General features: G+C 70.1%; 9 protein-coding genes. 1 reads left to right on the top strand and 8 read right to left on the bottom strand.

What is annotated here, in order from left to right:
• The 3 genes from AB0B45_RS42145 to AB0B45_RS42135 form a co-directional block, all read right to left on the bottom strand.
• Window positions 1–767, bottom strand: a 767-nt coding sequence (locus tag AB0B45_RS42145; RefSeq protein WP_358143084.1) for an ABC transporter transmembrane domain-containing protein, incomplete at its 3' end; no start/stop codon positions are given.
• Window positions 764–2,569 (bottom strand): ABC transporter ATP-binding protein, encoded by a 1,806-nt coding sequence (locus AB0B45_RS42140; protein ID WP_358143082.1) that lies wholly within the window; start codon window positions 2,567–2,569, stop codon window positions 764–766. The genes AB0B45_RS42140 and AB0B45_RS42145, both read right to left, overlap by 4 nt.
• A gap of 166 nt (window positions 2,570–2,735) precedes the next feature.
• Window positions 2,736–3,176, bottom strand: coding sequence for a DoxX family protein (locus AB0B45_RS42135; protein ID WP_358143080.1), 441 nt, complete (start codon window positions 3,174–3,176; stop codon window positions 2,736–2,738).
• A gap of 103 nt (window positions 3,177–3,279) precedes the next feature.
• Between AB0B45_RS42135 and AB0B45_RS42130 the strand changes: the two genes are divergently transcribed.
• Complete coding sequence (locus tag AB0B45_RS42130) at window positions 3,280–3,849, top strand: TetR/AcrR family transcriptional regulator (protein WP_358143078.1); 570 nt, start codon at window positions 3,280–3,282, stop codon at window positions 3,847–3,849.
• Window positions 3,850–4,265: 416 nt separating this feature from the next.
• Here the strand turns inward: AB0B45_RS42130 and AB0B45_RS42125 are convergent, their stop codons facing one another.
• From AB0B45_RS42125 to AB0B45_RS42105, 5 genes are all read right to left on the bottom strand, one after another.
• Window positions 4,266–4,931, bottom strand: coding sequence for an HNH endonuclease family protein (locus tag AB0B45_RS42125; protein ID WP_358143076.1), 666 nt, complete (start codon window positions 4,929–4,931; stop codon window positions 4,266–4,268).
• 128 nt (window positions 4,932–5,059) lie between these two features.
• Window positions 5,060–6,874 carry a hypothetical protein gene (locus tag AB0B45_RS42120; RefSeq protein WP_358143074.1) on the bottom strand — a complete coding sequence of 605 codons (1,815 nt, stop codon included), beginning with the start codon at window positions 6,872–6,874 and terminating at the stop codon, window positions 5,060–5,062.
• 96 nt (window positions 6,875–6,970) lie between these two features.
• Window positions 6,971–7,729, bottom strand: coding sequence for a glucose 1-dehydrogenase (locus AB0B45_RS42115; protein WP_358143072.1), 759 nt, complete (start codon window positions 7,727–7,729; stop codon window positions 6,971–6,973).
• Window positions 7,730–10,012: a tetratricopeptide repeat protein gene (locus tag AB0B45_RS42110; protein WP_358143070.1), complete on the bottom strand. Its 2,283-nt coding sequence runs from the start codon at window positions 10,010–10,012 to the stop codon at window positions 7,730–7,732.
• A 19-nt stretch (window positions 10,013–10,031) separates the two neighbouring features.
• Entirely contained in the window at window positions 10,032–10,787 is a 756-nt protein-coding gene (locus AB0B45_RS42105; protein WP_358143068.1) for a hypothetical protein, read from the bottom strand.
• Between the last annotated feature and the right edge of the window lie 5 nt (window positions 10,788–10,792).

The raw sequence follows: 10,792 nt of genomic DNA, 5'->3' as shown, positions 1-10,792 counted from the left end.
AGCAACACGGTGAACATCGCCTGCACCGCGAGCGTCAGGCCCAAGGTGCCGGGCAGCGCCGACAGGAGGGTACGGCGGGACGCGCGCTGAAGGTCCTGCAGCGAGTCGTCGAGCAACGTGAACCGTTCGCCAGTCCGGCCGCCGGCCCGCAGCACCGGCTGGGCCTGGAGATATTCGATGACTCGCCCGGTGGCTTCCTTGTCGCGTTCGTGCCGCTCGGTATCGGTGGCGGCCACCGAGCGTGCCGTCCAGGCCATGATCGCCGCCACGACGGGTGCGGCCAGCAGCGCGGCCAGCCCCAGTTGCCAGTTGAAGGCGAGCAGCACGGCGACGATCGTCACGGGAGTCACGAGGGCGGAGATGAACGGCGCCAGCAGGTGCGCCGCCACGCCCATCGCCTGCAGGAGGCCGCGGCTGGCCATGACGGACACCTCGCCGACCCGCCCGGTGTTGTACCAGCCGATGGGCAGTCGGGCTAGGTGCTCGCCGAGCCGGTGGTACATGCCACGCAGCATGGTGGTCCCCACGCGCATACCGGATAGATCGCTGAAGTAGCGCAGAACGGCGTAGGCCGCGACCGCGGTGCCGAACGCGATCAGCCACGGCCCGGCATCGGCTGGCGTGCTGTCGAGCAGTGCCCGCAGTACCGGGACCAGCAGTGCGTAGGACAGGCCCTCGGCGATCGCGGTCGTCGTCATGAGGGCCACGGTGCGGCGCATGGCCCTGGCGTACTGGTGTCCCAGCACGCGCAGCAGCATTCGAATCATCGGGGCTGGTCTCCTTGGATCGCGGATTGGTGGGATTGCCAGAGCGCGGCGAACCTGCCGTTCTGTGCCAGCAGGTCGGCGGGCCTGCCGCGCTCGACGATCGACCCGTTCTCCAGCACCACGACGGTGTCGGCGTCGGCGACCGTCTCCAGGCGATGCGCGATGACCAGAAGGGTCCGATCACCCGCCGACGTCGCCAGGGCCCGGCGCACCGCCTGTTCGGTCCGCGGGTCGGCGAAGGCGGTCGCCTCATCCAGCACCAGAACGGGCGCGTCGGCAAGCAGCGCGCGGGCGAGCGAGATCCGCTGTGCCTCGCCACCCGAGAGCCGGGCCTCTCGGCCGATCACCGTGTCGTATCCGCGCGGCAGCTCAAGAATTCGATCATGAATGTTGGCCAGCCGGGCGGCGCGTACCACGTCGTCACGGTCGGCATGCGGTACCGCCAGCGCGATGTTGTCGGCGACCGAGGCGCGCAGCAGGCGAACGTCCTGGAAGACGAAGGAGACCGTCCGGTAGAGGTCCCGGCTGCCGATCTCGCGCAAGTCGACACCGCCCAGCCGTACCGAGCCGTGGGTCGGGTCGAAGAACCGCGGCAACAACTGGACCAGCGTGGACTTCCCGCTTCCCGACGGGCCGACGACCGCGGTGACCGTCCCGGGCTCGAGCACCAGGTCGATCCCGCGCAGCACCTCGTGACCGGCCTCGTAAGCGAAGCGGACGCCGCTCAGTTCCACCCGGTGCCCCCGTGGCGCGACCGGGTGCGCGGGCTCCGGCAGCGGCGGCACCACGAGCACGTCGCGGATCCGGCCGACCGCGCGCCGGGCGGCCTGCATGTCGTCGAAGCCATGGCCGAGGGCCGCCACCGGCGCGGTCAGGCCCAGTCCGAGCAGCAGGAAGGGCAGCAGGTCCGCGGGGGCCAGGGAACCGCCCGTGATCAGAGCCGCGCCGCCGATCAGCACGACCAGCAGCACGAACGGCGGCGACAGCGCCAGCTGCATCCCGGCGGCGACCAGGGACATGCCACGCACCCACCGGGAGAAGACGCTGACGAAATCGTCGGCGGCCGAGAGGAACTTGCGGTGGGCGCGCTCGGATCCGCCGAACACCTTGACCACCGCGATGCCCTGCACGAACTCGACGACCGAACTCGAGATCCGGCCCATCGCCGCATCGAACGCCTCCTGCTCCCGCTGCCGCGCGGGGAGCATCAGCAGCGGGACCAGCAGTATCGCCATCACCACCGGGATCAGCGTGATCAGCGTGAGCCGCCAGTCGACGGCGAACAGGTAGATCAGCGACACCAGCGGCACCACGAACGCGGCGACGAACTCACCGGGAGCGTGGGCGATGAACGGGTGCACGGCACTGACGTCCTCACCCACCACCTTGGCCAGTTCGCCGGTCCGGCGCTGGAAGAACCAGCCAATCGGCACCCGACCCAGCCGCGCGGCCAACTGCCGCCGCAACGACAGCTGCACCCGGCCGTCGAGAAGATGCCCGACGCCGGACGACGCGGCCGTGAACACCAGCCGGACCAGCAAGCCGACCGCACCCCCGATCACCACCGGCCACACATGACCGTGGTCGACCGGGCCGGGGGCCAACAGGGCACGACCCAGCTCGACGACCGCCAGCAGCGGCGCCAAACCCGCAAGAGCGCCGATCATCTGCAGGATGACAACGAGCGCGAAACGCCATCCATACGGACGCAACAGCCGCGTCATGCTCTGTCCCGTCTCGGGGTCGGCATCTGATGGCGGTGTGGACTGTTCCCTGGCCTGGGCGAAGCCGGTGGCGGTCATCGCTCGCCTTTCTTCGTCGAACTCATGGGGAGGGCGAGGATGTCCACGCCGTCCGGTGTGCGGGATGCGGGCCTATCGAGCGCGGAAGCGTGCCCGTGACCGACAGATGCTGGCGGTGACTGTCGCGGTGTGCGGACGGGTGAGGCGCGGGCGCTCGGGCCGTGACCTACGCGGCCGCGGCGATGGCGGCGGCGATGAACAGTACTTGCAGGGCGGTGCGGGCGGGCAGTGGGGTCACGGGCTTGCCGGCCAGGGTGAGGCCGCGGCGGGCGGCCGAGACGTTGGCCGGGAACATGGCGGCCATGAGCAGCGCGAGCCCGATCGCGGCCCAGGGCGCCAGGGGCGGGACCAGCAACCCGGCGGCGCCGGCCAGTTCCAGCACTCCGGTGATGGTGACCAGCAGCGCCGGATGCGGGAACACCGTGGGGATCATTGCGATGAAGTCCCGGCGCCACGAGGGCAGGAAGTGCGGCACGCCGGTGACGACGAACATCAAGGCGAGAGCTCCCCGTAGAGCGGGCTGCCAGCCGTCCAGTATGTCGATGCCGGCCAGGCCGATCAGCCGCAAGACGGCAAAACCGCCGATCAGGGCGATGAAAGGAACCATCCCTCCTCCAATCTTGTCATCGGAAAGATTGGAGGAGACTCGCTATCTTGTCAACGCCAAGATAGGGTGAGCGTGGCACGCATCGATCACGGAAAGCGCGGAGGTGAGGCAGATCAACCAGACCGCCTACCACCACGGCAACCTGCGGCGCGCCATCATCGACGCCGCTCTCGAGGCCATCACGGAATCCGGCCCGGCCGGATGGAGCCTGCGCGAGCTGGCCCGACGCGCGGGCGTCTCGCACGCTGCCCCCGCCCACCACTTCGGCGACAAGGCGGGACTGCTGACGGCCGTGGCTGCCGAGGGGTTCGAGGTGTTCGCCGACACCTTGGAGCGAGCGGCCGATGACGTGCTGGAGGTCGGAGTTGCCTATGTCCGTTTCGCCATCGGCCATCGGCCCTACTTCGAGGTGATGTTCCGGCCGGAGTTGTACCGAGTGGATGACCCCAGCCTGGAAACGGCGCGTGAGCGCGCGGCTCATGTGCTCGTCACCAGCGGCGGCAGGCTGTCGCCGAGTCCGGGGCAAGACCGCTTGACCACCATCGCCGGCTGGTCTCTGGCCCACGGCTTTGCCAGCCTGTGGCTGAGCGGCGCCCTGCCCGAAACCGCCCACAGTGATCCAGAGGCCCTGGCCCGGTCGGTGATCCGGTTCCTCTTCGGCACGACGCATTGATCAAGGGAATTGTCTCAGGTTCATCGGGACGCAACAGCAACCACGGCGTGCCGCCGAAGTGATCCACGGGTGAGCCGCCGCGACATCACGGCGATCGCGGGCCAGATGATGTGCGCCTGGTCTCGATGATCCAAAGCTCGCCGGAGCCTGGCGGCCTCTTGCGATCACGAAACAACGGTCATCGCCCTGGGATGGCCCCCGAGGTGGTGGAGGCCGGGCCCGGTCCTCAGCCGCCAACTAGCGACGCGGTCCTGTTCTCGGAAGTGTCGAGCTGGGGTTTCGCATCTGGGCCATGCATGTTCCCGGAAGCCGGGGCCGTCTCCGCTTCCGAGAACATGATCTTCTTAAGACTCCGATGACCTGCGCAGATCTGCTCACCTTGGGGCTGGGGCCGCGTTCGGGAGGAGGACGCCGACTCAGCAGGAGGACAGGATGTCCTTCATCGCGGTCTTCTCCGCCTCGGTGACCCACAGCGCGTACTTCGTCTTGACCTTGACCTGGCGGACGATGTAGGCGCACCTGTACGCCTTGCGCGGCGGCAGCCATGTCGCCGCGTCGGCGTCGCTCTTCTGACCGTTGAGCGGCCCGTCGACCGCCAGCAGGTTCAGCGGGTCGTTGGCGAACTCCTTGCGCTTGTCCTTCGTCCACTGCTGGGCGCCCTTCTGCCAGGCGTCCGACAGCGGGATCAGGTGGTCGATCTGCACGGCCGAGCTGGTGTCCTGGCCGCGCTTGAAGTGGATGGTCTTACCCGAGTACGGGTCGTCGAGGACGCCGGTCAGCACGACGCAGTCGTGCGTGCCCGCCTTGAAGGTCTCGTCGCGCAGGTCCCGCTTGAGGATGTCGTCGCGGGTGCCGCACCCGTTGTGGTCGACGTCCGCCCACGCGGGCCCGAACTTCTCCCGCTCGAACCCCGTCTTCGGCGCACGCCCCTTGACCTCGAGCTTGTCCAGATCCTTGCGCGCCCCTCCGACGTCGGCCGACGGCGCCTTCTGCGGATCGGTGTCGATGTCGGCCGCCTGTAACCCCCCGCACCCCGTCACTAGCGCCATCGAAGCCAGAGCGCCCGCCAACATCCTCTTCATTCGTAAAATTCTAGGACTAATTCGGTCAAAGCATCGACTATCCGGTCAGCCACGTATGAAGCACAGCCCATGGGACGGTCAGCGGGTGGAGGGCCGAAGAGCGCCCGCCACCCGCCTACGCTGGCCCGTCAGCTCTGGCAGGTCACCGGATAGACACCTTCCGTGGACGGCTTGTTGTGGTTCATCACTTCAAGACGGACGGTTCCACTGGTCTTCGAGTGCCGATGCCAGTAGAAGGCCTGCACCCACGCCCGGCCGCCGCCTTCGACGGTGACGGTATGGGTGGTCGTCGGGGTTCCGTCGATCACCCAGCGGTAGGTGATCTCGGTGCCTGGACTGGCCGCGAACCCGCCGTGGGCGGTCACGTACGGCGATTCGACGCAGTCGCCGTAGTAGGCCACCGGCCAGAACTCGCTGATGCGCACGACTCCGGGTGAGGGATCCACCGGCACGCATGTCCAGCTGTAGCTCTCCTCCTTGACCGGCTTGTTCTGGTTCAGCACCTCGATGCGCACCCGGCCCGTGCCGCTGCTTCTCGCGGAGCTGTACCAGAAGTCGCCGATCGACTGGACCCGGTCAGGCCTGAGCCGCTCCGTCCTGATCGGGCCCGGCTTGCCGTCGACGACGACGCGATACTTGATCTCTGTCTCGCGGTCCGTCGTGACCAGTCCGTCCGCTCTGAGACCGAAGGAACCGGTGCAGTCACCCTTGTAGAGAGGTGTGTGCAGGTAACGGAAGGTCAGCTTGGCCGTCGGGGGCTCGGCGACGCAGGTGACGGTGAACCGGCGCTCGACCGGTTCGGCGGGACCGCCTTCGGCCATGAGGCCGAGCGTGTGGCTGCCGCTCACGGCGGGGTCGAGGCTCCAGGTGGCGGAGACGTCCTGGGCTCGCGGCTGGTCACCGGCGGGGAAGTCCAGCGTCTGGCGCTGCCATGGGGCGCCGTCGAGTGTCCACCAGTAGGTGACCCTCCTCGCCGGTCCGGCGGGAAGGGCGATCCGGCCGGTGGCCTGGTAGGCGATGGGCTCGACGCAACTGCCCTCGTAGTCGCCGGGCGTGACGCTGACGATCCGCGGCTCCGGCTTCTGCGCCGGCGGCTGGGTGGGCGGAGGCGAGGACGGCGGAGGCGAGGACGGCGGGGGCGAGGACGGCGGGGGCGAGGACGGCGGGGGCGAGGACGGCGGAGGCGAGGACGGCGGGGTGGTCTTGCAGGTCACCCGGAAAGCGGCCGGCCCCGAGTCGTGGCCGCCGGGACTGAGAACATGGATGGACTTCCAGCCGCTGGTGGAACTGCCCACGCCCAGCGGCAGGACGACCTGCCTGCTGTTGCCCCCGCCTGCGGGGAAGAGCACCGATTCGGTCCTGCCCTCTCCCATGGCGCTGTCGATCCACTGGTAGTCGACCTTGGCGGGGGTGCGCGACACCTGGATGGTCGCCGTGAACGTCACCGTCGTGGGACAGGTGCCGCTGTAGGACGGCGGGCTGACATCGACGTCGGCGGCGGAGACCAGCGGCCTGCCCGGCTGGGCGGGCAGCGGGTTGGTGACGTCCCAGAGCTTCGCGGCGCCCGCGCAGGTGACGCTGAAGCGGGCCTTGGCGGACAGGGCCCGCTTGCCGAGGATCTCCACGGCCTGCCAGCCGGAGGTGGTGCGATCGAAGGTCTGACGATCCTTCACGGTGACCCTGCTGGCACCGCTGACGTGAAAACTCTTGATCGCGCCCTTGCTGCCGTCGCCGCGTACCCATCGGTAGCGAACGGCGCCCCGGCCATGGGCCGCCACGACGGCCGAGAAGCCGACCGTGGTCGGGCAGTCGCCTGACTGTTTGGCGGGGCCGGCCTTGACCTGGGTCACGGCTGTGCTGACGGCGGGAGCGGCGTGCGCGGGAGGAGCGGCCAGCAGCCCGCCGAGCATCAGGGCGCTCAGCAGCAACGCTGTCCTTTTCATGAGGATCCCTTTCTCAACTGCGTAAGGGAATCCATGATCGGGAGTGCTACTTGTGCGTCACTTGGATCTCTCTGGTATCACCCGGCACACAGGTGGTCAGGTGATGAGGAGCCCGCCGTCGACCGGCAGCGTCACGCCGGTGATGTAGGAGGAGGCGTCGCTGGCCAGGAAGATCGCCGCGGCGACCAGCTCGGAGGCGTCGCCCACCCGCTTCATCGGCACGCGGATCTCGATCATCGTCTCCAGGTAGTCCTGCTGGTAGCCCTCGGTCATCTCCGAGTGGAAGAAACCCGGCTCCAGGCAGTTGACCCTGATGCCCTTGCGACCCGTCCACTGCTGGGCCAGGTCCCTGGTCAGCCCGACGACCGCCGCCTTGGACGCGCTGTAGGCCGCCTGCGGCAGCCCCGCGGTCGTCTCGCCGAGGACGCTGCCGACGTTGATGATCGACGATCCGGGCCGCATGACCCGTCCGCACGCCTGCGCCATCCAGTACGTGCCGTGCAGGTTGATGTCGACGACCTGGCGGAACTGCTCGGGCGTCTCCCGGGTGGCGGGCACCGCGCTGCCCACGCCCGCGTTGTTGACCAGCACGTCGACGGCCCCGAAGGCGGACACGGCGGCGTCGACCAGCGCGTCGCAGTCGGCGACGACGGTCACGTCGGCCGGTACGGCCACGCACCGCCTGCCCGTCTCCTCGACCAGCCGCCGCGTGTCCTCCAGCCGGTCCTTGCGACGGGCGCCGATCACGATGTCGGCGCCCGCCTCGGCCAGCCCCCGCGCGAAAGCCACGCCCAGCCCCGAAGAGGCTCCGGTGACGATGGCGACCTTGCCCTGAAGGCTGAACCTGTCGAGCATCTAGAGTCCGTACTCCTTCACGATCCGCTCGTGGCGCTCCACCTCGACGTCGACCTCCCTGGCCAGGTCGAGCCAGGCCAGCGGGTGCACCCACCGCTCGGTGGCGTCGTCGAGCAGGGCGTCGACCTCGACGGCCGACACGTTCGGCGGCACCGCGATCCAGCCGAACACGCCGGGCAGCTGCTCACCGCTGGTCGGGTGGGCGACCCGGTAGTTCTCGTCGCTGTAGACCCACATGGGCCAGCCGCGCTCGGCCATGACCTCGGTGAACTCGGCCCAGTCCTCCTCGCTCGGCGCGGCGCCGTCGAAGAAGTAGCTGGTGTAGCCGCCCGGGCGGAGCATGCGGACCGCGGCGAACGGCGGCACGAAGTTCTGCTGCTCCTGCGGGTCCTCAGGGACGGGCTCGAGCAGCTGCGGGTCAAAGACGACCAGGTCGCCCGCGTTGTACTCCATGCCGCGCGGCTGCGGCAGGGCGAGCCTGGCGGTGGCGGGTCCTGTGCGGATGGAGAGCACCTGGCGCTGGCCGCCGTCGGGCGCGGGCAGGATGATCCTGACCAGGCCCATCTCCTCCTCGATCGGCCCCTCGCCCGGCTTGACCGGCATGCCGATCTTCTTGGCGCCGACGCGGACGGTCTCCCACTCCTCGGCCGAGGTCGCCAGCACGATCATGCGCCAGACGTCCTCGTCGGTGATGTCGTCGCCGCCGAGGGCCTCACGCAGCACCTGGGCGCCCTTGGCGTCCTGGTCGAGCTGCTGGCTGGCGCTCGCGAACGCGCGCCTGGCGTCGATGCCCGCGCCGGCCTCCAGCGCCCGCTCGGACTCGGTGACGGCCTGCTCCCACCGCTCGCGAGCGAGGTGGAGCCTGGCCAGCGCGAGGTGCTTGGCCTTGGCGGGCAGCAGCTCGGCCAGCTGCTCGAGCCGCTCGTCCTGGCGGGCCTCGACGAGGAGGTTGGTCAGGAAGTCGACGTCCTGGGCGTCGGCGGCGGCGACCTGGCCGCCGTCGACGAGCATCTTCCAGTAGATGTCGGCGCCCGTGGCGGGGTAGCCGAGGAAGCCGAGCGTGGTGGTGTGGCGGCGCGTCGCCTCGATGTCCGTGCCCGACAGCGGGGCCAGCCAGCCGACCCACTCCTCGGGGTTGGCGTTAATGCCGTCGGCGGCGTCGAAGTAGGCGACGCGCTCCTCCAGCGGGCTGCGCGCCTCGGGCGCGGTGGTCGCCGCGGCGGCGGCCCGCAGGGCGGCGACCCGCTCGGCCACGCCCTCTGCGGAGCGCAGCTCGGTCGCGGCCTGCTCGGCCAGGTCGGCCAGCAGCTCGGCCTGCCAGACGCCCTGCCTGGCGACGGCGAGGTCACCGGCGACCAGGGCGAGCTCGACGCGGGCGCGGTAGCCGCCCATCATGCCGAAGTAGTCGATCCACTGGCGCAGGACGCGCCCCAGCTGCCAGGTGTTGGTGATCTGCGCGGAGCCCGCCAGCTTCTCGACGGCCTGCGCCCACTCCGCGAAGTCACGAGGGTGGTCGCCGACGATGTCGAGGTCGGGCAGCGCGTCGACGGCCTCGGTCGTGCGCCCCAGCGTGGCGAGGATGAGCGCGCGGCGCACGCCCTCGCGGTGGGGCTTGGCGACGGGGTCGTCCGGCTTGAAGTCGGCGGCGGCCTGGATGGCGGTGAGCGCGTCGTCGGCGCGGCCGGCGGCCAGCAGGGCGCGCGAGCTCTCCGCACCGAGCTCCCAGCTGGCCACGCGGCTGACCGCACCCAGGCGCTGGATGGCGGCCTCGGCGTACGCGACGGCCTCGTCGGCGCGGCCGGCGTCGGTCAGCGCCGAGACGTACTGCGTGACCAGGCCACCGTAGGAGGGGTCGGTCGGCTCGACCGCCTCGATGGCGGGGCCGAGCAGGGCCAGGCGGTCGGCGGCGTAGCCGGGGCCGTCGGCGTTGGCCTGCGCGATCGCGAGCGCCTCGACAGCCGCGGGGGCCGAGGGGCAGTCGCGCACGTCTTCGCGCTGGGCGAAGGCCAGGAGCTCCTCCGCGTCGCCGATCGCGACCGCGCCCTGCGCCCTGTCGCCGACGCGGCCGATCAGGTGCCAGTAGCGGGCGTAGAACTCGAGCCATGGCAGGCCGAGACTCTCCGCCTGCTGCGCGATGGCCGGGGCCATCACGTCGAGCTGCGGGTATCGACCCTCGTAGGCCTGAGCCGGCAGGTCGCCAAGCGCCATGGCGAACGGGGCGTTACCCGCCTCGGAAAGCTGCTGCTGGGTTTCGCCGACCCAGGCCCAGATGTCCACGTCCATGGGCAGTCAGTCTGCCAGGTCAATGGACGTGCCCCAAACGCATCAAGGTGATGAGCTCGTCGCGTTCCGCTTCGGTGAGCACGGCGAAGGCGGGTGCCATCAGCTCGTCGGTCAGCTCCTCCGCCTGCCGCCTGCGCGCCACCGTCTCCTCTGGAATGGCGTCGTACGGCTCGGGCCAGGTGAAGAAGCGCGCCATGTCCACGCCGGACGAGAGGCCGAGGGGCGTGCCCTCGTGGTCGGCGGCGAGCATCGCGGTCAGCGGGTCGAGCCCCATCGACAGGATCGCGATCGCGTGCAGGCCGCCGCGCAGCTCCCTGACCACGTGCATGAGCTGGGTGGCCCTGGCCACGGGATCGTCGGGCAGCGGTACGGCCCGCCAGCCGGCGAACAGCGGCGAGCCGAGCACGGAGGCGGCGCCCGCTACCTTCTCCAGGAGGTCGGCGATGCGGTCGCAGCCCTCTACGGCGCCGAGCTTGCGGTGGCCCCACGCGTGGCAGGCGGTGGTGTAGAGCTCGACGGCCTCCTCGACGGCGAGCTTGCGTCCGCCCTCCCAGCTCTCGCGGACGTGGTCCGGAGGGAAGAAGACGGCCACCGAGATGACGACGTCGGCGTCCACCTCGCCGAGGACGCCGCATCTGCCTCTGAAGTAGAGTTCGCGCGGGCCCAGCCCGGTTCGCGCGCACAGCTCCTTGGCCTCGCGGGAGACCATGAAGCCGCCGCCCAGCCTGCCGATCGTGCCCTTGACCGCCGCCGCGGTGCTCTTGGAGTCGACCATGCGGC

It is taken from the genome of Nonomuraea sp. NPDC049152 (genome assembly GCF_040648355.1).
Classification (GTDB): Bacteria; Actinomycetota; Actinomycetes; order Streptosporangiales; family Streptosporangiaceae; genus Nonomuraea.
The sequence above is the reverse complement of the archived record's forward strand: the minus strand, read 5'-3'. Positions and strand labels throughout refer to the sequence as shown.

What these genes read in the sequence shown, in the direction of transcription:
- AB0B45_RS42120 (WP_358143074.1), bottom strand. Translation starts at nt 6,874, where the DNA reads ATGAAAAGGACAGCGTTGCTGCTGAGCGCCCTGATGCTCGGCGGGCTG.
- AB0B45_RS42110 (WP_358143070.1), bottom strand. Translation starts at nt 10,012, where the DNA reads ATGGACGTGGACATCTGGGCCTGGGTCGGCGAAACCCAGCAGCAGCTT.
- AB0B45_RS42140 (WP_358143082.1), bottom strand. Translation starts at nt 2,569, where the DNA reads ATGACCGCCACCGGCTTCGCCCAGGCCAGGGAACAGTCCACACCGCCA.
- AB0B45_RS42135 (WP_358143080.1), bottom strand. Translation starts at nt 3,176, where the DNA reads ATGGTTCCTTTCATCGCCCTGATCGGCGGTTTTGCCGTCTTGCGGCTG.
- AB0B45_RS42105 (WP_358143068.1), bottom strand. Translation starts at nt 10,787, where the DNA reads ATGGTCGACTCCAAGAGCACCGCGGCGGCGGTCAAGGGCACGATCGGC.
- AB0B45_RS42115 (WP_358143072.1), bottom strand. Translation starts at nt 7,729, where the DNA reads ATGCTCGACAGGTTCAGCCTTCAGGGCAAGGTCGCCATCGTCACCGGA.
- AB0B45_RS42125 (WP_358143076.1), bottom strand. Translation starts at nt 4,931, where the DNA reads ATGAAGAGGATGTTGGCGGGCGCTCTGGCTTCGATGGCGCTAGTGACG.